The 23,904-nt window shown below is 30.7% G+C and carries 20 protein-coding genes and 1 pseudogene; 16 read left to right on the top strand and 5 right to left on the bottom strand.

Annotated features, from left to right (window positions below; all coding sequences use genetic code 11):
- The first annotated feature begins 86 nt into the window (after positions 1 to 86).
- The gene (locus N456_RS15765; RefSeq protein ID WP_062059351.1) at positions 87 to 938 is read left to right on the top strand and encodes a substrate-binding domain-containing protein; all 852 of its coding nucleotides are present in this window, start codon (positions 87 to 89) and stop codon (positions 936 to 938) included.
- A 271-nt stretch (positions 939 to 1,209) separates the two neighbouring features.
- Positions 1,210 to 1,374, top strand: coding sequence for a hypothetical protein (locus N456_RS24550; RefSeq protein WP_158447910.1), 165 nt, complete (start codon positions 1,210 to 1,212; stop codon positions 1,372 to 1,374).
- A 4-nt stretch (positions 1,375 to 1,378) separates the two neighbouring features.
- Here the strand turns inward: N456_RS24550 and ung are convergent, their stop codons facing one another.
- Positions 1,379 to 2,044: a uracil-DNA glycosylase gene (gene ung / locus N456_RS15760; protein WP_062059350.1), complete on the bottom strand. Its 666-nt coding sequence runs from the start codon at positions 2,042 to 2,044 to the stop codon at positions 1,379 to 1,381.
- A gap of 87 nt (positions 2,045 to 2,131) precedes the next feature.
- On the opposite strand from ung, the gene N456_RS15755 reads away from it, so the two are divergent.
- The 4 genes from N456_RS15755 to N456_RS15740 all read left to right on the top strand — a co-directional run bounded on the left by N456_RS15755 (position 2,132) and on the right by N456_RS15740 (position 9,896).
- Positions 2,132 to 4,306: an endonuclease MutS2 gene (locus N456_RS15755; RefSeq protein WP_062059348.1), complete on the top strand. Its 2,175-nt coding sequence runs from the start codon at positions 2,132 to 2,134 to the stop codon at positions 4,304 to 4,306.
- 191 nt (positions 4,307 to 4,497) lie between these two features.
- Positions 4,498 to 6,996 carry a PIG-L family deacetylase gene (locus N456_RS15750; protein ID WP_062059346.1) on the top strand — a complete coding sequence of 833 codons (2,499 nt, stop codon included), beginning with the start codon at positions 4,498 to 4,500 and terminating at the stop codon, positions 6,994 to 6,996.
- A 195-nt stretch (positions 6,997 to 7,191) separates the two neighbouring features.
- On the top strand, positions 7,192 to 8,919 hold the full coding sequence (locus N456_RS15745) for a sodium:solute symporter family protein (protein ID WP_062059344.1): 1,728 nt from the start codon (positions 7,192 to 7,194) through the stop codon (positions 8,917 to 8,919).
- Positions 8,916 to 9,896, top strand: coding sequence for a Gfo/Idh/MocA family protein (locus tag N456_RS15740; RefSeq protein ID WP_062059342.1), 981 nt, complete (start codon positions 8,916 to 8,918; stop codon positions 9,894 to 9,896). The genes N456_RS15745 and N456_RS15740 overlap by 4 nt, the downstream gene beginning before the upstream one ends.
- A gap of 573 nt (positions 9,897 to 10,469) precedes the next feature.
- On the opposite strand, the gene N456_RS15735 is transcribed toward N456_RS15740, so the two are convergent.
- Entirely contained in the window at positions 10,470 to 11,312 is an 843-nt protein-coding gene (locus N456_RS15735) for a DUF2911 domain-containing protein (protein WP_062059340.1), read from the bottom strand.
- 117 nt (positions 11,313 to 11,429) lie between these two features.
- Here N456_RS15735 and N456_RS15730 point away from each other — a divergent pair, with 117 nt between their 5' ends.
- The 6 genes from N456_RS15730 (at position 11,430) to N456_RS15705 (ending at position 15,718) form a co-directional block, all read left to right on the top strand.
- Positions 11,430 to 12,089 carry an MIP/aquaporin family protein gene (locus tag N456_RS15730; RefSeq protein ID WP_205410276.1) on the top strand — a complete coding sequence of 220 codons (660 nt, stop codon included), beginning with the start codon at positions 11,430 to 11,432 and terminating at the stop codon, positions 12,087 to 12,089.
- Positions 12,090 to 12,312: 223 nt separating this feature from the next.
- The gene (locus N456_RS15725; protein WP_062059336.1) at positions 12,313 to 12,669 is read left to right on the top strand and encodes a hypothetical protein; all 357 of its coding nucleotides are present in this window, start codon (positions 12,313 to 12,315) and stop codon (positions 12,667 to 12,669) included.
- 85 nt (positions 12,670 to 12,754) lie between these two features.
- Complete coding sequence (locus N456_RS15720) at positions 12,755 to 13,249, top strand: SRPBCC family protein (RefSeq protein ID WP_062059334.1); 495 nt, start codon at positions 12,755 to 12,757, stop codon at positions 13,247 to 13,249.
- Entirely contained in the window at positions 13,249 to 13,947 is a 699-nt protein-coding gene (locus N456_RS15715; protein WP_062059332.1) for an SDR family NAD(P)-dependent oxidoreductase, read from the top strand. Before N456_RS15720 ends, N456_RS15715 begins: the two co-directional genes overlap by 1 nt.
- Positions 13,947 to 15,260: a cryptochrome/photolyase family protein gene (locus N456_RS15710; protein ID WP_062059330.1), complete on the top strand. Its 1,314-nt coding sequence runs from the start codon at positions 13,947 to 13,949 to the stop codon at positions 15,258 to 15,260. The genes N456_RS15715 and N456_RS15710 overlap by 1 nt, the downstream gene beginning before the upstream one ends.
- Positions 15,261 to 15,349: 89 nt before the next feature.
- A complete protein-coding gene (locus tag N456_RS15705; protein ID WP_062059328.1) occupies positions 15,350 to 15,718 on the top strand; it encodes a SnoaL-like domain-containing protein in 369 nt (122 codons plus the stop codon).
- A gap of 99 nt (positions 15,719 to 15,817) precedes the next feature.
- On the opposite strand, the pseudogene N456_RS25420 reads toward N456_RS15705, so the two are convergent.
- Positions 15,818 to 16,003 (bottom strand): annotated as a pseudogene (locus N456_RS25420) (transposase); the annotation flags it as partial.
- Between the two features lie 123 nt (positions 16,004 to 16,126).
- Here N456_RS25420 and N456_RS15700 point away from each other — a divergent pair.
- The 4 genes from N456_RS15700 (at position 16,127) to N456_RS15680 (ending at position 20,117) form a co-directional block, all read left to right on the top strand.
- Positions 16,127 to 16,564: an SseB family protein gene (locus N456_RS15700; protein ID WP_062059326.1), complete on the top strand. Its 438-nt coding sequence runs from the start codon at positions 16,127 to 16,129 to the stop codon at positions 16,562 to 16,564.
- 164 nt (positions 16,565 to 16,728) lie between these two features.
- The gene (locus N456_RS23775) at positions 16,729 to 16,944 is read left to right on the top strand and encodes a type II toxin-antitoxin system HigB family toxin (protein WP_082422557.1); all 216 of its coding nucleotides are present in this window, start codon (positions 16,729 to 16,731) and stop codon (positions 16,942 to 16,944) included.
- Between the two features lie 441 nt (positions 16,945 to 17,385).
- Positions 17,386 to 18,300 (top strand): hypothetical protein, encoded by a 915-nt coding sequence (locus N456_RS15690; RefSeq protein WP_062059322.1) that lies wholly within the window; start codon positions 17,386 to 17,388, stop codon positions 18,298 to 18,300.
- Between the two features lie 1,331 nt (positions 18,301 to 19,631).
- Complete coding sequence (locus tag N456_RS15680; protein WP_062059317.1) at positions 19,632 to 20,117, top strand: hypothetical protein; 486 nt, start codon at positions 19,632 to 19,634, stop codon at positions 20,115 to 20,117.
- Positions 20,118 to 20,281: 164 nt separating this feature from the next.
- Here the strand turns inward: N456_RS15680 and N456_RS15675 are convergent, their stop codons facing one another.
- Both N456_RS15675 and N456_RS15670 read right to left on the bottom strand, forming a co-directional pair.
- Complete coding sequence (locus N456_RS15675) at positions 20,282 to 21,484, bottom strand: IS256 family transposase (RefSeq protein WP_062054977.1); 1,203 nt, start codon at positions 21,482 to 21,484, stop codon at positions 20,282 to 20,284.
- Between the two features lie 106 nt (positions 21,485 to 21,590).
- Positions 21,591 to 23,732, bottom strand: a complete 2,142-nt coding sequence (locus N456_RS15670; RefSeq protein ID WP_062059314.1) for a C10 family peptidase — start codon at positions 23,730 to 23,732, stop codon at positions 21,591 to 21,593.
- Positions 23,733 to 23,904: the final 172 nt, after the last annotated feature.

The following is a 23,904-nucleotide window of genomic DNA, read 5'->3' as shown; positions in this document are numbered from 1 at the left end:
TTCAAATATATATAAAAATAAATTATTTTTACCGATAAAAAACACAAAAACAACGATAAAAAGCAATTTATTAATCATTAAATACTATGCACACTATAAAAATAGGCGGTGTTCCAGAGCACTTCAATTTACCTTGGCACTTAACAATTGAAGACGGAAGCTACCTAAAGAATGATATACAATTAGAATGGGTAGAATATCCAGGAGGTACCGGCGCTATGTGCGAAGCCTTAAGAAACAAAGATATCGATATGGCCATAATCCTTACAGAAGGAATTATAAAAGATATTATAGATGGTAATCCTTGTAAAATAGTACAAACCTATATTAAAACACCTCTTATATGGGGTATTCATGTCGGAGCGAATTCTAAGTATAACCATCTATCTGAATTAGAAAACACAAAAGCTGCTATTAGTAGATATGGATCTGGTTCACACTTAATGGCACATGTAAACGCACAAAATCAAAAATGGGATTCTTCACTTCTAGAATTTGAAGTTATAAAAAACCTTAGCGGTGCAATAGAGGCTTTAACCAAAGGAAATGCGGATTATTTTATGTGGGAGCATTTTACCACAAAACCTTTAGTTGATAGCGGAACCTTTAGAAGAGTTGCAGATTGTCCTACTCCGTGGCCATGCTTTGTAATAGCTGTAAGAGAGGACATTCTAAGTAATAAAGCAAAAGAAATAAAAACAATCTTGAATATCATTAATACTACTACAGAAGATTTTAAACACATACCTAGTATCGAGAAAACATTAGCTAATCGGTATGATCAACAATTAGAAGATATACAAAAATGGTTAGCACTTACAGAGTGGAGTCAATCCCTAATCAAAAAAGAAACTCTTATAGAAATACAAAATCATTTATTTGATTTACAAATCATTGATAAAAAAATAGATCCAAAAAGACTAACTTTTAATATCTAAGTGTGTTTTTTCAGAAAAAACACTTCAAAATAAACACATTATAATAAAGGATATTACAACAAATTAAGATAAAAAAATAAAAACCAGCAGAGAAAACCAACATTACACAACAAATAACTAATTCTTAAACATTTACACAATAAGCTCTTATACAGTAAAAATATTTTGTACATTTGCATCACCTACCCCGATGATATGAACTAGTTATTAGTTGCAAAAGCAACCTTTTGGTTATACATGCATCTAATAATAAACTAAAAAAATATTTATTATGGTAACTTTTTTAATAATACTAACAGGGCTTGTTGCTTTCAACTTTATTTTACTTAAAATAAGCACTCAGTCAGTCGATACAGACAAAAAGAAATCAAAGACTTCTATAAATAAAATTGAAGATAAAAAATCTAAAGAATCAGACATCTCTAATGCAGCATAATTAACTACCAATTTACCCTCATTTGATTGGTTTCTGCTAAATATGAATTAGTTTTACTAAAATGCTTATTTCCAAACCAATACCCTCTATTCGCACTTAATGGAGAAGGATGTCCACTTGTCAAAACACAATGCTTAGAAGTATCAATCTTTGCTCCTTTTTTCTTAGCATACCCTCCCCACAATAAGAAAACTACATTTTTCTTATGATCAGATATTTTTTGAATCACAGCATTCGTGAACTCTTCCCAACCTTTATTTTGATGAGAACCTGCTTGATGAGCTCGTACAGTTAATGTAGCATTTAATAATAAAACTCCTTGTTTGGCCCAACGTTCTAAATTTCCATTTGAAGGAAAAGGTACATTTATGTCTGTTTCAATCTCTTTAAAAATATTTATTAATGAAGGAGGGTTAGCAATACCACCAGCTACAGAGAAACATAACCCATTAGCTTGCCCTGTCCCATGATAAGGATCTTGACCAATTATAACTACTTTAACATCATCAAAACTACAATGATCAAAAGCTGCAAAAATCTCAGATCCTTTTGGGTAACATGTATGATTTTTATACTCTGTTTTCACAAAATTTGCTAGAGCAGTAAAATATGGCTTACTAAATTCCTCTTTAAGTTGCTGATTCCAAGAAGTTTCAATATTTACATTCATATAGAGATGAAAAAATTATAGCAATTGTGTATTTTTGCTTGTTCATAAAACGATCGAATATAACCCAAAAATAGGGTAAAACAAAGTATGATCCACATTTCTAAAAAAACACTAGACGATCTAGAATTTGATACTGTACTTAGTCATATTGCAGAATACTGTAATACTGAGTATGGAAAATCAAAGGCATTACAAATTACTCCTTTTAGTACTAAAAAGCAACTTCATATTGCCCTACAAGAAGTATTTGAATATAAATCTTCATTTCTTAATGATACCCGAATTCCTAATCATAGTTTCGATAGTATTTCTAAAGAAATCAAGTTATTACACATAGAAAACACCTTTCTAGAAGCTTTTAATTTAAAAAAAATAGTCTCTATTAGCATCACTGCTAATGATTTATTATTTTTTTTAAAAAAAAATGCAGAACTATATCCTGTACTACACCAAACCTCATCAGAGGTCCTTTTTACTAAAGAAATTATCAATCTAATTGATACTATAATTGATAAGTTTGGAGAAGTCAGAGATAATGCATCCCCTAAGCTACTAAATCTTAGAAAAGAAATAAATAGTGTTCAAGGAAAATTAAATGGAAGTTTTGGAAGAGACTTATCGCGATATCATAATCTAGGATATCTAGATGAAATCAAAGAAAGTGTTGTAGATAATAGAAGAGTTCTGGCAGTAACAGCGATGTACCGTCGTAAAGTCAAAGGTGCCATTATGGGTAACTCTAAGACAGGTAGCATTGTATATATCGAACCAGAAGCTACTCTTCAATATAGTCGAGAACTTAGTAATCTTCTATATGAAGAAAGAGAAGAAATTGTAAAAATATTAAAAGACCTTACCAATAGACTACGTCCTTTTATTGATTTATTAGAACAATATCAAGACTACCTTAGTTATATTGATATCGTTTCTGCTAAATCAAAATATGCTACTAGGCTTAATGCTGTATTACCAAAAATTACTGAAAACAGAGAATTAACTCTAAAAGAAGCCTACCACCCATTATTATATTATTCTAATACATCAAAAGGTGATACAACCTTTCCACAAACAATAACCTTAGACCAAAACAATCAAATTATTGTTATCTCCGGACCTAATGCTGGTGGTAAAAGTATCACTCTAAAAACTATTGGATTGCTACAAGTAATGCTACAGAGTGGAATGTTAATACCTGTACATGAATACAGTAGAATATGTTTGTTTGATATTATCCTTACTGATATCGGTGATAATCAATCTATAGAAAATCATCTGAGCACTTATAGTTATCGTTTAAAAAACATGAAATATTTTCTCAGAAAATGTAATGATAAAACGCTGTTTTTAATCGATGAATTTGGAACAGGTAGTGACCCAGAACTAGGAGGTGCATTAGCAGAGGCTTTTCTTGAAGTTTTCTATGAAAGAGAATCCTTTGGAATCATCACTACACATTATGCTAATTTAAAAATGTTGGCTAATGAATTGCCCAATATGAGTAATGCCAATATGCTGTTTGATGCTAAAACATTAGAACCTCTATTTAAATTACATTTAGGTGAAGCAGGAAGTTCTTTTACTTTTGAGGTTGCTCAAAAAAATGGTATCCCATATAGTCTGATCAATAAAGCTAAGAAAAAAGTAGAGAGAGGAAAAATTCGTTTTGATAAAAGCATTGCTAACCTTCAAAAAGAACGATCTAAATTACAAAAAACTACTGCTGGGCTTAAAACGAAAGAACAAAAAGCAGAAGACGAAAAGGAACGTTTACAAAAAATCAATGAACGTATACAGCGTAAGTTAGAAAGCTATCAAGAATTATATGATAGTAATCAACGAATGATTTATTTAGGTCAAAAAGTAGATGACCTTAGTGAAAAATATTTTAATAATAAGAAGAAAAGAGAACTGCTCAATGAATTTATTAAAATTGTTGAAGTAGAAAATTCTAAACGAAAAAAGCAAACTCCAAAACAACGAACAGTAGAAAAAGTTAAAAAACAAAAAATTATAAATGAAGTAAAACAAAAGGTTGGAGTTATTCGAGAGAAGAAGAAAGAAGAAAAAAAGAAAGAAGAAAAAATCGAAGCTGCAAAACCCAAAATCACCTTACAAATTGGAGATCGAGTACGTATGATAGATGGTAAATCTATAGGCACTATAGATACACTAGAAAAAGGTAAAGCAGTTGTTAATTATGGCATTTTTACAACTAATGTGAGTGTTGAACAATTAGAATTTGTAGAAAGGAAAAAGAAATAATAACCAAAATATAAGATCTAATCTTGGACTTCAGCCTTCTAATCAAAAAGAAAAAATAAAAAGTTGTACATACATTGTACGCATACTGTATACACCCCTATAATCCTTGTTAAAGTATCCTTAAACCATAATTCTGAGAATTTTATCTTTATATATTTGGGGAAAATCAACCAAAATTTGCTTCAATAATTATGCGAAAATTATTTTTTGTAATCAGTATTACAATACTATTCCCGTTCATTATCCAAGGACAACAACCCCATAAACCTAGTACCGCAGAAATCTATCAAGCTATACAAAAATTAAACTTTCTAGGCTCTGTACTCTATGTAGCTGCACATCCTGATGATGAAAATACACGATTGATATCGTATATGGCTAATCAACAAAAAGCAAGAACAGCATATTTATCATTAACCAGAGGAGATGGCGGACAAAATCTAATAGGCGCAGAAATCCGAGAATTATTAGGAGTAATCAGAACTCAAGAATTACTCGCAGCTCGCAAAACCGATGGTGGAGAACAATTATTTACTCGAGCCAATGATTTTGGATACTCCAAACATCCTAATGAAACGCTTTCTATATGGGACAAAAAAGAAGTATTAAGTGATGTTGTTTGGGCAATTAGAAAATTTAAACCCGATGTAATCATCAATAGATTTGACCATAGAACACCTGGTAGTACACATGGACATCACACTTCGTCTGCTATGCTAAGTGTAGAAGCCTTTGATCTAACAGCAAACACAGCTATGTACCCTGAACATCTTAAATACGCAGAGACATGGCAACCAAAACGATTATTCTTTAACACTTCTTGGTGGTTCTACGGTAGTCAAGAAAAATTTAAAAAAGCAGATAAAACAAAATTATTAAAATTTGATACAGGGGTATATTACCCTATTTTAGGACTATCCAATAGCGAAATAGCATCTCTAAGTCGTAGTCAGCATAAATCTCAAGGATTTGGAAGCACTGGTAGTCGTGGACAACAAAATGAATATATCGAATTAATAAAAGGTGAATTACCAAAAGATAAGACCAATATTTTTGAAGGCATTGATACCTCTTGGAATCGTGTTAAAGGAGGAAAAGCTATTGGAGATATCTTAGCACAAATAGAGAAAAACTTTGATTTTAAAAACCCTTCCGCCTCAATTTCTCAATTAGTTAAAGCATATCAACTCATTCAGCAATTAGAAGATCAGCACTGGAAAATTATTAAATCTAAAGAAATTAAAGAAATTATTGCAACTACTGCTGGACTTTACTTAGAAGCCGTTGCTCCTGAAGCTAATATGACTAAAGGCAGTAAGGTATCCCTAAAAATAGAAGCAATTAATCGGAGTAATACCTATATGACATTACAATCTATTAAAATTGCTACACTTGGTATAAATGATACTTCTGATAAAATTTTAAAAGATAATATAAAAAACAACTTCGAATACACTGGGACTATCCCTAATGACATAAATTTCACAAATCCATATTGGCTTACTAATAAAGGAACATTAGGAATGTATACTGTATCTGATCAACAATTTATCGGAAAACCAGAAACAGAACGTACTATCAAAGCTACATTTACAGTAGCAATAGATGGAGTATCTATACCATTTACTAAAGCTGTTGTATACAAAACAAATGATCCTGTAAAAGGAGAAGTATATAAACCATTAGAAATTATCCCTATAATTTCTGCTAGTATTAAAGATAAAGTAATTATATATGCTAATGGTCCATCAAAACAAATCCCAGTTACTATAAAAGCAGGAAAAGCTAATCTAAAAGGGCAAATAACGCTATCACATCCTAAAAACTGGAGTGTAACTCCTACTCATATTGATTTTAGACTATCACAAAAAGGAGAAGAAAAAACAGTAGTATTTACACTTACTGCTCCACAAACACAAAGTGAAGGTTATATTTCTCCAAAAATCAAAATCAATGATGCCACTTATTCTAAAGAAATTATCACCATTGATTACGACCATATCCCCTATCAAACAGTAATATTGCCTTCTCAGACTAAAGTTGTTCGTTTAGATATCAAAAAGAAAGGGCAAAATATCGGTTATATAGAAGGTGCTGGAGATGTTGTTCCAGAAAGTTTACAACAAATTGGCTATAATGTAACAATAATTGACCCAGAATCTGTTTCTCCAGAAAATCTACAATCTTTTGATGCTATTGTGGTAGGTATTAGAGCATACAATACTGTAGAACAATTAAAGTTTAAACAACAATATCTATTAGAATATGTAAAAAATGGTGGTAACCTTATCATCCAATATAATACCAATCATAGATTAAAAGTAAAAGAAAATCTAGGACCTTTTCCTCTTACCTTATCAAGAGATCGAGTAACCAATGAAGACGCAGAAGTTACTTTTTTAGCCCCAGATCATCCTGTTTTAAACACTCCTAATAAAATCACATCTGCTGATTTTAAAGGTTGGGTACAAGAACGTGGATTATATTTCCCTAATAAATGGTCGGCAGACTACACCCCTATTTTATCGGCTAATGATAAAGGAGAAACAGAAAAGAAAGGAGCCTTACTAGTAGCACAATACGGAAAAGGATATTATGTATATACTGGATTAAGTTTCTTTAGAGAATTTCCTGCAGGAGTATCAGGAGCATACCGACTTTTTGCGAATATATTATCACTAGGGAAATAAACCTTAAAAAATATAGTAACTTTAAAATATGAAAGAAATCAAAGAAAAGGTAAAATGGAAAAAATTATATAGTGCTGTATTAATAGCTAATGTAATATACATCGTACTATTTTATATCATTACCAATAGCTATTCATAACAATTCTTTTAAAACAATCCCGTTCATCCATATACTAATTTAATCAATTATTACTTATGCAAATCATAGATTGGATCGTACTACTAAGTACTCTTCTATTCATAGTATTATACGGAGCTTGGAAAACCAAGGGAAGTAAAAATGTTAAAGATTATATCCGAGGAGGCAACGATGCACATTGGTGGACAATAGGATTATCTGTTATGGCTACCCAAGCAAGTGCCATTACTTTTCTATCTGCTCCAGGGCAAGCTTTTCATGATGGGATGGGGTTTGTACAATTCTATTTTGGAGTTCCTATAGCTATGGTAGTCATTTGTATGATATTTATACCCATATATCACAAGCTAAATGTATATACTGCATATGAATACCTAGAAAGTCGATTCGATCTAAAAACCAGAACATTAACTGCTATTCTTTTTTTAATACAAAGGGGATTAGCAGCAGGAATCACTATTTTTGCCCCTGCCATTATATTATCATCAGTATTAGGTTGGGATCTCACTACTCTAAATATTATAATAGGTATCCTTGTCATTATATACACCGTATCCGGAGGTACAAAAGCAGTTAATATTACACAGAAGCAGCAAATGGGAATCATTTTTATAGGGATGCTCATTGCTTTTTTTATTATCATCAGCTATCTCCCAGATGGAATAACGTTTTCTAAAGCATTAGATATTGCAGGTGCAAGTGGAAAAATGGAAGTTCTAGACTTTTCATTTGATCTCGATAATCGCTATACATTCTGGAGTGGTATTATTGGAGGAACATTCTTAGCCCTATCCTATTTTGGAACAGATCAAAGCCAAGTACAACGATACTTAACAGGTAAATCCATAAAAGAAAGTCAACTAGGATTATTATTTAATGGACTTCTAAAAGTACCTATGCAGTTTTTTATCCTATTAGTAGGAGTTATGGTTTTTGTATTTTATCAATTTAATCCTTCCCCTCTTAATTTTAACCCAAAGGGAAAAGAAGCAGTTGCCAACTCACAGTACGCAAAACAATATACTGAATTAGAAAATCAATTGTCCGACATTCATAATTCTAAAGAAGTATACATCAATAAATATCTTAAAGGAAGTGAACAAGAAAAAATCGATAATCATAGTTTTATACAACACCTAAACGAAGAAGATAAAAAAACTCGTAAAGCTGCTAAAGAATTAATCAAAAAAGCAGATGCTAATGTAGAGACCAATGATAAGGATTATGTTTTTATTCATTTTATATTAAACAATCTGCCTAAAGGACTTATAGGATTGCTTCTTGCTGTTATTCTCTCTGCTGCTATGTCTTCAACAGCTTCAGAATTAAATGCGCTAGCGTCAACTACCGTCATTGATCTATACAAACGAAATGTAAAAAAAGAAAAAAGCGAACAACATTATGTATCTGCTTCTAAGCTTTTTACATTAACATGGGGGATTTTAGCCATTATAGTAGCATGTTTTGCCAACTTATTTGATAATTTAATTCAATTAGTTAATATCATTGGTTCTATCTTTTATGGAAATGTTCTAGGGATATTCCTTTTAGCATTCTTTATCAAATTTGTAAAAAGTAATGCCACTTTTATTGCAGCACTAATCACTCAGGTATCCATAGTTTTAATATGGTATTTTACTATATTTAGATTAGAACAAATGGGACTTAAACCATATATCAGTTTTCTTTGGCTTAATCTAATTGGCTGTATTCTTGTTATGGCAATTGCCATGATGATACAACCTATAATAGGTTCTAAACCAAAAGTCAAAACTACAGTATGAATGTAGAAAAAACCATAAACTGGGGAATTTTAGGTTGTGGTAAAATAGCGCATAAATTTGCTAAAGACTTAGAATTTGTACCCAATGCTAAACTATATGCTGTTGCTAGCAGAACTATAGAAAAAGCTAAAGATTTTGGTCACAATTATCATGTATCTAATTGTTATGGAGATTATGAAACGCTCAGCAAAGATCCTAATATCGATGTAATATATATTGCTACTCCTCATGTTTTTCATTATGAAAATACCATAATGTGCCTTACTCATAAGAAAGCCGTTTTATGCGAAAAACCATTTGCCATGAATGCCAATCAGGTCAAAGAAATGATTGCTTTAGCAAAAAAGAATAACGTATTCTTAATGGAAGCACTTTGGACTTATTTCTTACCTCATTACAGATACGTTATAGACATCATTACCTCTAAGAAATTAGGAGAAGTAAAAACACTAAAAGCCGACTTTGGTTTTTCAATGTCTTTTGACCCATCAAGTAGAGTATTTAACAAATCTCTTGGAGGAGGAAGTCTCCTAGATGTAGGTATATACCCATTATTTACTGCGCTAAGTACCTTAGGCTACCCAGACGAAATCATTGCAACTGCTACACTAGGAAAAACAGGAGTTGATGAAGATTGTACTGTAGCATTACATTATGCTAATGGTGCAACTGCATCTTTATATAGTGCTGTTATAAAAGAAACTAGTACCGAAGCCATTCTAGAACTAGAAAAAGGAACAATACTTATCAATAGTCGTTTTCAGGAACCCTCTTCTGTAACCATTACTAAAAATGGAAAATCAGAATTAATAGAGTTTGAAGTACCTACAAATGGATATAATTTTGAAGCCATTCATGTACAAGAAATGCTACAACAAAACCGAACCGAAAGCACTATTATGAGTTTTGAAAAAAGTTTACAATTGATAACATTATTAGATACTGTTAGAAATCAAATAGGGTTACATTATACTTAATAAGGAATCAAGAATAGCATAAAAATAAATCAACAACCTCGAGGAAAACTCAATATCATTAAGATAAAAACTTAAACTATTAATTTATAATTTATACCAGTCATACTTTAAATTTACTGTAAAACAAAATGATGATTTTTTTCTTTATGTGAATTAGAAAATTAAAGTATAATCTTAGCTTCGGTTTCATTATAAAATGAAACCGAAGGAAAAAAGGGTGTTTTATTACGGTAAATTCAAAATGTAAATGGTATTATTACTAATGGATTCTGGTATACACCAGAATGAACTGTGCCTAAAAATAGTACGCTCTCATTGCTGTGTAGAATAGAATCCATGCATGATGTAAGTAAAGAAATATGGGTATACTGTTTTTACAAATATTTAATAATCAAAAAAGATACAGAGCTTAATGTGATTGGAGACAAGCTCCTGAAATATGCTTCTGAAAAAAAGAGTTTGATTCTCTGAGGCTAGCCTCAGAGAATCAAACTCTTCAATGAGGGATTAAAAAAAAGCGTTCTGAATTATCAGAACGCTTCTTAAACGATTTGTGTGTGTGAGAAAGAGTGTTTACTTAGCTCCCCACTCTAAAAGGGAGTCTTTGTTTAATTTAACATAGTCAGCATTGCCTGCCTTCTCTGCTAACTGTAACGAAGTTTTTGCTGCTTTTATTGCCCCAGCTTTATCTCCAGATTTTGCATAGATCAAAGATTGCTGTCTATGATACCAAAAAGCAGGGTTTTTACGTAGTGAAATAGCTTTATCTATATGTTCTTTAGCCTTAGCAATTTCTCCAACTTCTTTATAAAAAGTAGCTGCTTGATAGTGATCCCCTGCGGATGGTCCATCCATTACTTTTTTAATACTAGCCATTGCCTTTTCTTTTGAAGGAACCTCTACTTTTAATGCAACCTCTGTAGTTGCCCATAAAAAGCTTAGAATAGCAGAATCCATTTTAAAATCGCTAAACATAATGGTAAACGTTTCTACATTGATAGGAATAGTAGTTGCTTTTACCGTTGTTGTTAATGCAGCTTTAGTAGCATCCCATTTCTGCGGAGTTCCCCAATTATTAGCATCACTATAAAAAATCACTTCCCAATTTTCTTTTCCTGGTTTAGTATAAATTGCATAAGTTCCTTTTTTTAATTCTTTCCCTCCTATTTTTACATCATCACTAAAAGTAATTTGAGTATTTTTATTAGCCCCTGTTCTCCATAATTTATCATAAGGAACTAAATTCCCAAAAATAGCTCTTCCTTTCATACTAGGTCGCGAATATGCTACAGTGACATCTGTTAATCCGATAACCTGTTCTATTTTAGATGATGGACTTGGTTGAGGTGTTTTTACCTGAGCTTCTATTCCTATAGACAATAAAGCTACAGAAAAAAATAAGACAATCTTTTTCATGGTGTTTAGTTTAGTTTGTAAATTACGTAGTAACGAAAATAATAATTACAAATACATAAAAAGTTAACAAAAGCTTAAAATAAGGAATACTATATTTGCCTCTATTTTATAATTACAATGAGAAAATATATATCAGAATGTATAGGAACCTTTAGCCTAATATTTTGCGGTACTGGGGCAATGACTATTAATGAAGTAACCGGAGGTGATGTTAGCCATGTAGGTATAGCAATCACATGGGGATTAATTGTTATGGCTATGATTTATGCATTTGGAGAAATCTCAGGCGCTCATTTTAATCCTGCTGTCACTATTGCTTTTGCGTACGCCAAAAAGTTTGAATGGAAAGAAGTTCCCAAATATATTATGGCTCAATGCATTGGAGCTATCTGTGCCAGTAGTGTCTTATTATTTTTATTTCCTACAAGTGAGTTTCTAGGTGGTACACTACCTGTATTAGATGACCTTAGAGCATTTGTATTAGAACTACTACTCACATATTTTCTTATGGTAGTTATTATAAATGTATCCTCAGGATCCAAAGAAACAGGAACTATGGCTGGTATAGCAATAGGTGGAGTTGTACTATTAGAAGCGATGTTTGCAGGACCTATGACTAATGCTTCTATGAATCCTGCAAGATCTTTTGCTCCAGCACTATTATCTGGTCACTGGGAGCATCAATGGTTATATTTTACTGCTCCGATTATAGGAGCTTTACTAGCTGTTTTGACCTGCAAACTTGTAAAACATGATAATTGCTGTACTGAATGCTAAGTAAAAATATAAGCATCATTTATCTGATTAAAAAAAAGATATATCCATACACTCTTAAATAAATTCTAAAATTATCTACCCTATCATAAAATAAAATAATAACTACGTTGTTTATTAACTAGATAAAAAAAATGTTATCACTATAATTAATATATAAAAAGGTAATCTATAAAATTAATTCTTTTTAACATATATTTACATTTTAGACAAACCATATTCCCCTATGGAACATTACGTTACTGAATTCTGTGAAATAGAATTATATACTCAATACGTTATCATCACTATTAATGAAGATGTCAACTTCACTTTGAATGAAGCTTCAATTATTAGAGATAAGTTACGTAGTTACTATAAATCCAATGATTTTATAATGATTAGTCATCGTAAATATCATTATGATTTTTCTTCAGAGGTTTATAAAAAAGGACAGCTAAATAATATGAAAGGGCTTGCAATTGTTTCTAGTAGCGATACAGAAAGAGACAAAGCAATTATCGAACAACCACTATACGGAAAATCTTTTACTTTTTTTAGTACAATTGAAGAGGCTAAATCTTGGGCTGAATCTTTTTTCTAGACTGAATTCTTTATTTTGTTTAACAAAAAATATTTTTTGTTAAACAAAATAGTTTTACTTTTACTGTAATATTATCTCATAGACTATGAAAATTTATACGTTAAAAGCTAAACAGAATCTTCCTATATCCATAGAAAAAGCATGGGAATTCCTTTCTAATCCTAAAAACCTAAAGACCATAACCCCTGATTATATGGGGTTTACTATTTTATCAGGAGCTGACCGTAAGATGTATCCTGGTCAGATCATACAATATATTGTTACTCCAATAGGAAATATTAAAAACAAATGGGTTACAGAAATAACACATGTAAGAGATGGAGAATATTTTGTAGATGAGCAACGATTTGGTCCGTATGCATTATGGCATCACAAGCACTTTCTTAAAGAAATACCTGGTGGTGTAGAAATGGAAGACATTATTAATTACAAAGTTCCGTTTGGACTATTAGGTCAGCTAGTACACCCCTTTATTGTTCAACCAAAACTCAAAGAAGTTTTTGAATATCGAGAGAAAAAATTAAAAGAATTATTTGGTGTACTACACACCAAGAATAATCATCAAATTATATTCGAATAATGAGAAAAAATATTCTACTCATAGGCGGAAGTCATGGAATTGGTTTTGAAATAGCCTTAAAATTATATAATGATCACAATCTTTTTATTGCATCCAGAACTTCTGAAAATCTTAGTAATTTAGAAGTTACTCACATCCCTTATGATGCTTCAAAAGATGAAATTGATATCTCTATACTCCCTGACAGAATTGATGGTTTTGTATATTGTCCTGGGAGTATTAATCTAAAACCTTTTAAGATGCTTACTCCTACTATTTTTGAAGAAGATATGCAGATTAATTTTATGTTTTTGGTTAAGATTATACATGCATTACTTCCTAAATTAACAAATTCAGATCAAGCAAGTTTAGTATTCTTTAGTACTGTTGCTGTAAAAGTAGGAATGCCATTTCATACTAGTATAGCAGCAGCAAAGGGTGCTATAGAAGGTTTTGCTAAAGCTTTAGCTGCAGAATACGCTCCTCAGTTTAGAGTTAATGTAATTGCTCCATCGCTAACCGATACTTCTTTAGCAAAAAGATTACTAAATAATGAAAAAAAGAAAGAAATGATGAATAACAGGCACCCGATGAAACGTGTAGGAAAAGCAGAAGACATTGCTAATATCGCACAGTTTCTATTAAGTGATGATAGTAGTTGGGTTACTGGTCAGGTTATCGGAGTTGATGGAGGTATGTCTACCTTAAATATAAACTAATGACAAATAAAAAAATTACTATTTTTTGGTTTAGAAGAGATATTCGACTAGATGATAATGTAGGATTTCTAGAAGCCTTAAAAAGCGAAAACGCTGTACTTCCAATATTTATTTTTGATAAAAATATTATAGATAAACTCCCAAAAAATGATGCTAGAGTAACTTTTATTTTTGAAAGATTACAAAAAATTAGACAAGAACTTCAAAAAACATATAATAGTTCTTTAGCACTATACTATGATAGTCCAGAAAAAGTTTTTAAAGAATTAATTTCTAAGTATCAGATACATCAAGTATACACCAATCATGATTATGAACCTTATGCACTAGATAGAGATACAAAAATCTCTAACCTTCTACAAAAGAATAATATCGAATTTTATAGCTTTAAAGACCAAGTCATTTTTGAAAAAAATGAAATTGTAAAAGCAGATGGTTCTCCTTATATTGTATATACCCCCTATAAAAATAAATGGAAAGAAAAATTTGATCCTTCTACACTTATAATTCATTCTACAAAAAACCACCTACATAACCTAATAGAAAACATTGATCTGCCAAGTATCTCACTTCAGGAAATGGGTTTTATTGAATCTTCTATAAAAGTCCCTGATTATAACGTTTCATCGAACCTTATCCAAAATTATGAAGACACTAGAAATTTTCCATCAAAAGAAGATGGAACCTCTAAAATAGGACCTCACTTACGTTTTGGAACTGTTGGAATTCGATCCATCATAAAAAAGGCTATCGCAGAAGAAAATGAAGTTTTCTGGTCAGAACTGATATGGAGAGAGTTTTTTATGCAAATCTTATGGCATTACCCACATACCAAAGACACTGCTTTTAAATCTAAATATGATAGAATTCTATGGCGAAATAATGAAGATGAATTCAAAAAATGGACAGCTGGGCAAACGGGATATCCTATGGTTGATGCAGGTATGCGACAATTAAATCAAACAGGATATATGCATAATCGTGTGCGCATGGTTGTTGCCAGTTTTTTATGTAAACATTTATTAATTGATTGGAGATGGGGTGAAGCCTATTTTGCAGAAAAGCTATTAGATTATGATCTATCTGCTAATGTAGGTAATTGGCAATGGGCAGCAGGATCTGGCGTAGATGCAGCACCATATTTTAGAATATTCAATCCTACGACCCAAATTACTAAATTCGATAAGCAACTAACCTATATCAATACATGGGTAAAAGATCTAAATGATTTTACATACCCACAACCTATTGTAGAACATAAGATAGCAAGAGAACGCTGCCTTAAAACGTATAAAAATGCCCTAGATAGTTAGAAAACATAACACTACTCTAAAATATTTTTGCAAAGTTTTTTGTAATTTACGGATATTATAAATCATATAAATCAATAAATTATAAAACAATGAATACACAAGAAGTAGCTACACGATTAGTAGAATTGTGCCGCAAAGGAGAAAATATGCAAGCGATTAATGAGCTGTATGATCAGAATATTGTAAGTAAAGAAATGCCTGGATCACCTAATGAGTATGCCTCTGGAATTGATGCTGTATTAAAAAAGAGTCAAGACTGGTATGCTAGTGTAGAAGAGTTTCATAGCGGAGAAATATCTGATCCTGTTGTAGCAGAAAATCATTTTAGCTGTGCTATGAAAATGGATTGCACATTTAAAGAACAAGGACGTATGCAAATCGAAGAAGTATGTGTATATCAAGTAAATAATGGAAAAATTACAGAAGAGCAATTCTTCTATTCAATGCCTCCTCAGTAATCTTATACTAGAACAGGTAGTCAAAACAAATACTACCTGTTCTCTTATTTTTTTATCTAATAAATAAGAAGTTTTATTATTTCGTCTTTCTGTGATAAAATCATTCTTATAGCCAAGAAAATACAGAATATCCAATCGCATACTACAATGATCAATAAGCTTATGATCACCGATAATATTTTCTAAATATCCAAACAAATATAACTTAAAAAACACTACTGGATCAATACTCTTTTGACCAGAATCACCATAATATTTTTTAGTCCTATCATATAAAAAATCTACGTTCTAGATACTTAATCAGAAATTAATAGCTTGTTTTCTCCCCTACTTGCCATATATTTAACTTATATAAATCATGTATGATGAACATACATCCACACTTATAAAATAAGACCTATTAACTAAATGAAAAAATACTTATCATTAATTCTGACTATAATATTGTTATCTAACTGTGACAATAAAAAAGAAATAAATAAAAAAGAAATAAAAAATATTTTTAACTCTACAGTATATGTTTTGGTTTCAATTGGAGAAAGTAATAATAAATTCCACCCTAATTTGCATATGTTTAGAGATGATAAAAACATACCCTTTTTTCCAATTTATACTAGCAGAGAAAAAATTTTAGAAACTGAAATAGTTATGCCTGATAGTTTTCCTGCTAATGGAACAATTTTAGCGCTAATGTCATCTGATGAGATGACATACAAGATAAACTATTCACTAAATGACGAAATTATAATTAAAGGAAAAGAATTGAAAAAAATTCTAAGTAAAGAAATTGAAGAATTCAAAAAAAATAACAAAGATATTTTAGAAGGAGTTATCCTAAATAATTAAAAAACAAAAAATAACTCACTTCTATTCAAAAAAACAAAATTTGGGTAAATAATAAGAGAATTCCCTTCCCCATAGAAGTATATAAGCATAAACGACACCGCATAGTACAACAGCGAATTAAATCAAATATGCCTATGGCTTACATAATTTAATCCTAACAATATTTGAAAACGTGGTATGAAACTGCCAAATCCTCATATTGGACTTCTCTCAGCGAAGTGAAACAAACTTACATCAATACAAGTATTTTAAAAGATAGTCAGGTTGTTTTTAATATTAAAGGTAATTCATATCGATTGATCGTTAAATTTAATTATGAAAAACAATATTTTTTCTTTGTCAATAAAGAGGATTTAAAAACTAAAAATACTGCTAGTTAGATCTAGGAGTTTTATAAAATTCCTTCTGACTTTAATAAAAATGTAGCTTCATTAAGAAAATCGATAATCGAATGGCACGAAGAATATGGAGCTGACAATTTAAATATATAAACTGGTGCTAACACGGTGTATAAAACATAGCTAATAAGTGTTACATCAAAAGGTAAATGCTTATTTCCGAAGTCCAACAAATTTTCAAATTTGGCTTTTAAAGACATAAAATTAAACAAAATATAAAAATTCGGGTCTGTGTTTATTCTAAAAATTAGTGCCTTTTTATCCGCTACTATTCATACATAAAACGCTACAAATAATTAAAACTAAAATCTATATTATTTATGAAATAGTATAAAAAAAAGAATTATTTAAATCAATCTACGCAACTTTTTAAACTTTTTAAGACTATAGAATAGATAGAAAAATTAAACAAAATGGAAAATTATGAAAAAAACAAAATTATTATTCACGATACTAATTGGAACATTCATGGTCTTAATCTCTTGTTCAAATGATGATGATGATGATGAAAATTTGATCACCACTCAAAACTTAATTTCAAGATCCGAAGAATACTATAAAAACAATAGTCTTATATTTTCACTAAAATTTAATTTTCAGTACGGTAAATTAATTAGCATTCGGGATTCTGATGATCGTTATAATAAGATTTTATATGAAGGAGACTTAATATCAAAAATTTTAGAGTTTGATACAAATGGTAATTTGGAGTGGACAACAACATTTACTTACAATAATTCTGATGAACTAATTCAAAAAAAAGTAATCCCTAGCCCCAATAACTCTATGACTGATGTTAGTCGTCAAAAAAACTTTACTTATGAAGAAAATATAATCCAATCTGAAAGTTCTTGGAGTGATGGTGGGTTTCACAAAAATACAATCTCATTAAATAACAACAACTATATAATAGAAGATAAAATGTTTAACTTGGATAACGAACTTTTGATTCAAAGACTCTTTAAGTATGTAAATAATAATTTGACCAATCAAACCATAAAAAACTCAAAAAATAAAATTACATACGAAGGAACATATAATTACTTGAACAAACAAAGTACTAAAGAGTACAGGTATAATGAGTATCTATTTGGTGACAATTGGAAAAACAATAGTTCTCTAAATAAACAATTTGGTTTAGGTCAAATTAAACCTTATGAAATAAGCAAAAACTATATTTCAGATTATTATACCCATAATCTTATTTCAAACACCTCACGTACAGGAACGTTTAGTTATGAATTTGATTCGAATGACTATATAACCAAACAGACTGAAAATATTACTTGGTCAACTGGTGAAATATATAAAATAATTACAACGTATAGATATGAGTAAAAACTGTTTGCTACAATAGTAATTGTTGCACAACTCATATTTCTGAATAAACCAATGTTTTTTCAAATGATTATAACACAATTAGTATTGTAAATCAATTGAATACGATCTTTTAAAAACATAAATTGTAGTTCTTTTAACATTTTTATGAGTTGTACAACAGCTACAAAAGCTATAATTAATACGGGGTTAAGTGTCTAATCTAAAGTAAAGTGTATTTTTACTAAGTCTGCCTAATATTTTTCATTTAGCTTTAAACATAAAATTAAACAAAATAAAAAGTTTTGGCTAAGTACTTAATCTGAAATTAATCGCTTGTTTTCTACCCTACCTGCCATATATTTAACTTGTATAAATCATGTCTCTTAACGAACAGCACATCAGAACCTAATTAATCCCAAGAGCTAACGAAGAAAAAAAGATTGAAAAAAGAAGCAGGCTATATTGTCATTGAGTATCTAGATAATAATGGCAAAAAACAAACAGAGAATATAAGTTATGATCATATGAAACTCCAATAAGAGAATGATAAAATAACTATTCAATATAATCCTAACTCACCGAATGAAATAATAGAAATAGATGAATCTAAAAAACAAAAAAGATTTGTTACTTATGCCCTCTTATTCGTTACCCTTTTTATTATTATAGGAACAATACTTCATTATTTCTATGCAATGAAAAAAGGTAAAGAGTTTAGATACAAACCTATTTTTTTAATTTTGGTTGTAATTTTATTTTTAGTTTCTTTATATGCTACAATCACTGGACAAACTCTTTGTAATGGAAAACTGATGGAAAAGTAGTTTTATACTTGCGTACGATGCTTTTTCAGTCAGATTTGAACCTTTTATACTCATGATTGATGCTTTTTCACTCAGACTCGAACCTTTTATACTCCCTGATTAAGGAGACTGTTCAGTAAAATGTGTCACCAAGTATGATAGTATTCATTAAAGTATGTTACTACTTTAAAAAAAAATGATAGATTTGACTTAAAACCTGATAATTTAGAATTTAATAAACTCCTAATAATCGACAACTAAAATTGACGTTAGTCAGAGTTTTTAAAATGAAAGAATTAATAGCTATAACAGAAATCAGAAATTAAAATAAGTAGTTTGGAAAAAAACATATTCGTCCCCCTAGAAAGCCTATTCATTTTAATAAAAAAGAAATTCTCTTAGCAGAAGGGAAAACTGCTGATAAATTCTTTTTCTATAGCAAACAAGATGTTAAGAGGTTATACAATCCATACCAATTTATCAATAATTAGGTAACATTTTATTCTACTATAACATATACTTATAATAAACATTAACTACTATCAAATGAAATTTACTTTTTTTGTATTATTCTTCTTTTTATTCCTTTTTAACTTTTTTGGACAAACAATTGATTCAAAAAAATCTAGTAAAAATAACATCTATCTAGATACAAGTTCATCAATTTTTTTCTCTCAAATATCCATCAATTATGAACATATCTTATATGATGGAAAAAAGGTTTCTTGGTATGGTCGTTTAGGTGTAGGAAAAACAAAATTATTGTTCGATGATACTAAAAAGAATAAAAATGGAACTAAAAATAAAAATGACAGTAATACTGATTTTCTTTGCGGAGTAACTTTATTAACGGGTAAATCAAATAATCATTTTGAATTAGATTTAGGAACATATATAGGACAATATAATGGCTCGAGTATTATACCAATAATTGATTTAGGGTATCGATATCAAAAACCAATAAAAGGTATTAATTTTAAACTAAAAATAGGATCCCTTGGGATAGGAATAGGTCTTGGGTACAACTTTTAAACGATAAAGAAGTAATTTAAAGAGATGAATCTATTTTATAACCTAGATAGTGTTCTATAAACTCTGTAAACAAAAGAACAGGAGACCAGAATAAATGCCACCTGCTCTTTTGTTTGACAGTATCCATAATTTTGTGTAAATAAAATTTCAGCGGGTTTAACTTTTTATAGTTGAACCCGTTTTTCATATATAGTTAAGAACTGATTAAGTATTAATCCCCAATTGGGTATTGGAGCTGTCCACTTTTTAGTACTCTGCATTAATGCTAGATATACTGATTTTTTGAGGGCATCATCTGTTGGGAATGCCATTTTGTTTTTAGTGTACTTTCTGATTTTACCATTAAGGTTTTCGATAAGATTGGTGGTGTAAATAATCTTTCTGATCTCTATTGGGAAGTCAAAAAATACAGTGAGTTCCTCCCAGTTTCTTTGCCAGGATTGCACCGCATAAGGATATTTGTCATTCCATTTTTCTGCGAATCGATCTAGTTCTACTTTGGCCATTTCTTTATTTGGAGCATTGTAAATATGCTTCATATCTCCAGTAAATTCTTTTTTGTCTTTCCAGACTACATAACGTGCACTATTGCGTATTTGATGCACTACACAGACCTGAGTATCTGCTGTTGGGAATACGTTTTTGATAGATTGAGTAAAGCCATTAAGATTATCTGTTACAGTCACCAAAATGTCCTCTACCCCACGAGCTTTCATATCAGTAAGTACGCCTTGCCAAAATGCAGCAGACTCATTATGTCCAAGCCACATTCCCATGAGCTCTTTACGACCTTCTCGATTAAGCCCAACGGCTAGATAAATGGTTTTGTTTATTACTTTTCCAGCTTGTCTAACCTTAAAGACAATACCATCCATCCACACCACGCAATACACATTCTCTAAAGGCCTGTTCTGCCAATCTAGAACGTGTTGATTAACCCTATCAGTAATAATTGAAATCGCTGAAGTAGAGAGTTTAAATCCGTAGATTTCTTGCAACTCATCTTCAATATCAGAAACACTCATTCCTTTAGCATAAAGAGAGATCACTATGTTTTCAACTGATAAGGAGTTGCTTTTGTGTTTAGGCACCACAATAGGTTCAAAACTACCTTGACGATCTCTAGGAATCGTAATCTGGCTTTTACCAAATTCAGTCTTGACCTGTTTACTAGTGGTTCCGTTTCGAGCATTACTGGTAAGGTTCTTGGCATTCTTGGGATAACCCAAGTGAGCATCAAGTTCTCCCTGTAACATTGATTCTAAAGCAGTACTGTGAAGCTGTTTCAATAAACTGGTTAACTCGGCTTCGGTCTTTAAACCATCCAGTAAGCCACTTTCTAAAAATTGTTTCTTTAAATCTTCCATAAGAAAACTGTGTTATTAAAATTAAACAAAAAAAATTAGGCGGGTTTTAAAACCCGCCTAATTTTTATTTACACAGTTTATTGGACACTACCTTTTGTTTTTTAATCTAATCTATCAGAAGTTTTGCTATCTGGCTTTTTTGTGATGAAGTCATTCTTATAAAATATAACTTCTCTGATAACTCTGCTACATTAAGTTTTTCTGTATAACTTCCTGCATCCATTACCCTATTAATTATAGTTTCATGATAAGTACCATTAGCATTTAATATTTCTACTAGCACTCTTTCTTTTTTTGCTACATAAAAATTAATAGTTGTCTCTCTTTGTGCAGGATTGGGGTAATTAAATAACGTAGAGACTATTTTACGATCTTCATTATTAAAACTTTTCTCAACCACTCTCGCTATTTTTTCTGTTTCACCAAAGTATATATTATCTAGCCAAATACAATCCTCTCCGTTACTAATAGAATAATCTTTTTCATAAGTCCATGTAAAAACATGATTACCAGCACTAACAGTATACCGTACTTGACTCCAATCAGTAGTTCCACTCCATCTATTCTTTTCTTCTCCATCAATTCTAAATATTAAAAAATCATAGTCTTTTTCTGATGAAACTTTATAGTCAAATTCTATAATCATCTCCTTATCAAAACTTTTATGAATTGATAACTGCGTTCGCTCATCGTTTCTAATTTTCAATGACTTAGTGCTAAATCCATAATCAGGATTTAACTGAACTAAGTTCCATTTAGCATTATTAATAAAACTAAACTCTGCTTGACTATAATCATTAGTTTCAAAATCTACAACAGAAGATTCATTAGGATTTCCTTCTCCTTTTACCACTATTGTAAATACCTGATTATTTGATAAAGTTGCATCTTTTACCTTTAATTCTATTACATGCTTACCGATATATTCAGAAGTTGGAGTTCCTATAAGTTTATAACCATTACGATCAGATACAATCTGTAACCATTCAGCTCCTTTACTTAACTCTATTTGTAGCGCATCATCATTTTCATCAAAAGTATGAATAACATACTCATACTTTTCATTTATTAGTATTTCTTCTACAGGAATAGAAGTAATAACAGGAGCCATATTTCTAGGTTTTAGATTTATAATTGCAGAATTATTTTCTATCCAATTATGCTCTCCATTATGTGTAATCATTTCTGTTAAATAAAAATAGCCATTAGATTTTCCTCCCCATCCCCAATTGATATGAAAATAATCTCCTTGCTCGGTTACTTGATATCCATCTAATGCAAATAAGTGCCCTGCAGGTTTAGTAAGGCTACTTCTACCAGAATATAAAACAGGTCTTTTAGCTTCCATCTCTCGTTTCATTATCGCATTCCAATCTGATTGATTATAAGAATGTTTATAAATCTGACGAGCACTTTGGTCATACTTAAAATATTTTTTTAATATATTCTGAAGACTGTATGTATAAGCCCCAGAAGAATTGGCTCCATAATTCATATTTACTGCTACTCCACAATGATAAAGTAATTTTGCATTTTCCTCATCGGGTACCTCTTTAGACATACGACTCCAATGATATGTTGTCTCTCCAAAATTGACAGATAACTTACCATATTTATTATGAGAATACGTTTTAGATCCCGAGCCTGTTTTAGGGAATTCCCAATACCTTAGTACCTGTCCCATAGCAGTAGCAACACACCCCACTAGAGCATGCCCATCTCTACCGTCAGTATCCTCTGGGCATTGCTTATTCCACCCTGCCCCTTGGCTATACTTTATATCATTCATAAATGGAATTACCTCTGTACGTCTACCACTTAGAGAGCCTTGCCTTAAATTTTTCCACTCTGGTGATACATCATTAGACTTAGATGTTCTACTTATCAATACCTGATTATAAACATACTCCTTATACTGCTCCATCCAAGAGATAATAGCAGGATTGTTATCAGATACCTCTAATAAATTCTCATCAGAATATCCTAAAATAGGTTTAGCTGCATCATCCGCCGAAACGATTACAAATCCTCCTTCATTGTATTCAATTAAATAATAGGCTGTAATTCCTTTATAATTAATTTCATGTACCTTCTGTACTTTTTTTGATAAAGAAGACCTAAAATGGACGCCTCCATTAACCCAATTATTTGCTACATCTATAGCTGTTTTTTTGTCTATTACATTAGCTCTAATTCCAAAGAAAAAAAAGCATAAAATAACTGTCGAATAAGATAATAATCTTTTCATTTAAGTTGGTTTTAATTAAAATAATCTATTAAATAATAGCACGAATTTAATCTCTCTTACTTTAAATACTTAACTATCTTCTGAAAAAAAATAACACAAAAAAACTAGTAAAACACCATATTTTATATCGATTTAACTAATTACGCTTCACATATCATAAAACTGATTTTTA

The organism is Aquimarina longa SW024 (assembly GCF_001401755.1).
In the GTDB taxonomy this organism is placed as follows: Bacteria; Bacteroidota; Bacteroidia; order Flavobacteriales; family Flavobacteriaceae; genus Aquimarina; species Aquimarina longa.
Note: the sequence above shows the minus strand (reverse complement) of the source record. Positions and strands in the feature narration are given on the sequence as shown.

Excerpts from the sequence above, each read along its gene's own strand:
- N456_RS15755 (WP_062059348.1), top strand. The coding sequence starts at position 2,132 with ATGATCCACATTTCTAAAAAAACACTAGACGATCTAGAATTTGATACT.
- N456_RS24550 (WP_158447910.1), top strand. The coding sequence starts at position 1,210 with ATGGTAACTTTTTTAATAATACTAACAGGGCTTGTTGCTTTCAACTTT.
- N456_RS15740 (WP_062059342.1), top strand. The coding sequence starts at position 8,916 with ATGAATGTAGAAAAAACCATAAACTGGGGAATTTTAGGTTGTGGTAAA.
- N456_RS15675 (WP_062054977.1), bottom strand. The coding sequence starts at position 21,484 with ATGGAAGATTTAAAGAAACAATTTTTAGAAAGTGGCTTACTGGATGGT.
- N456_RS15700 (WP_062059326.1), top strand. The coding sequence starts at position 16,127 with ATGAAAAAATACTTATCATTAATTCTGACTATAATATTGTTATCTAAC.
- N456_RS15725 (WP_062059336.1), top strand. The coding sequence starts at position 12,313 with ATGGAACATTACGTTACTGAATTCTGTGAAATAGAATTATATACTCAA.
- N456_RS15705 (WP_062059328.1), top strand. The coding sequence starts at position 15,350 with ATGAATACACAAGAAGTAGCTACACGATTAGTAGAATTGTGCCGCAAA.
- N456_RS15745 (WP_062059344.1), top strand. The coding sequence starts at position 7,192 with ATGCAAATCATAGATTGGATCGTACTACTAAGTACTCTTCTATTCATA.
- N456_RS15710 (WP_062059330.1), top strand. The coding sequence starts at position 13,947 with ATGACAAATAAAAAAATTACTATTTTTTGGTTTAGAAGAGATATTCGA.
- N456_RS15680 (WP_062059317.1), top strand. The coding sequence starts at position 19,632 with ATGAAATTTACTTTTTTTGTATTATTCTTCTTTTTATTCCTTTTTAAC.
- N456_RS15715 (WP_062059332.1), top strand. The coding sequence starts at position 13,249 with ATGAGAAAAAATATTCTACTCATAGGCGGAAGTCATGGAATTGGTTTT.
- N456_RS15690 (WP_062059322.1), top strand. The coding sequence starts at position 17,386 with ATGAAAAAAACAAAATTATTATTCACGATACTAATTGGAACATTCATG.
- N456_RS15670 (WP_062059314.1), bottom strand. The coding sequence starts at position 23,732 with ATGAAAAGATTATTATCTTATTCGACAGTTATTTTATGCTTTTTTTTC.
- N456_RS15735 (WP_062059340.1), bottom strand. The coding sequence starts at position 11,312 with ATGAAAAAGATTGTCTTATTTTTTTCTGTAGCTTTATTGTCTATAGGA.
- N456_RS15765 (WP_062059351.1), top strand. The coding sequence starts at position 87 with ATGCACACTATAAAAATAGGCGGTGTTCCAGAGCACTTCAATTTACCT.
- N456_RS15720 (WP_062059334.1), top strand. The coding sequence starts at position 12,755 with ATGAAAATTTATACGTTAAAAGCTAAACAGAATCTTCCTATATCCATA.
- N456_RS15750 (WP_062059346.1), top strand. The coding sequence starts at position 4,498 with ATGCGAAAATTATTTTTTGTAATCAGTATTACAATACTATTCCCGTTC.
- ung (WP_062059350.1), bottom strand. The coding sequence starts at position 2,044 with ATGAATGTAAATATTGAAACTTCTTGGAATCAGCAACTTAAAGAGGAA.
- N456_RS15730 (WP_205410276.1), top strand. The coding sequence starts at position 11,430 with ATGAGAAAATATATATCAGAATGTATAGGAACCTTTAGCCTAATATTT.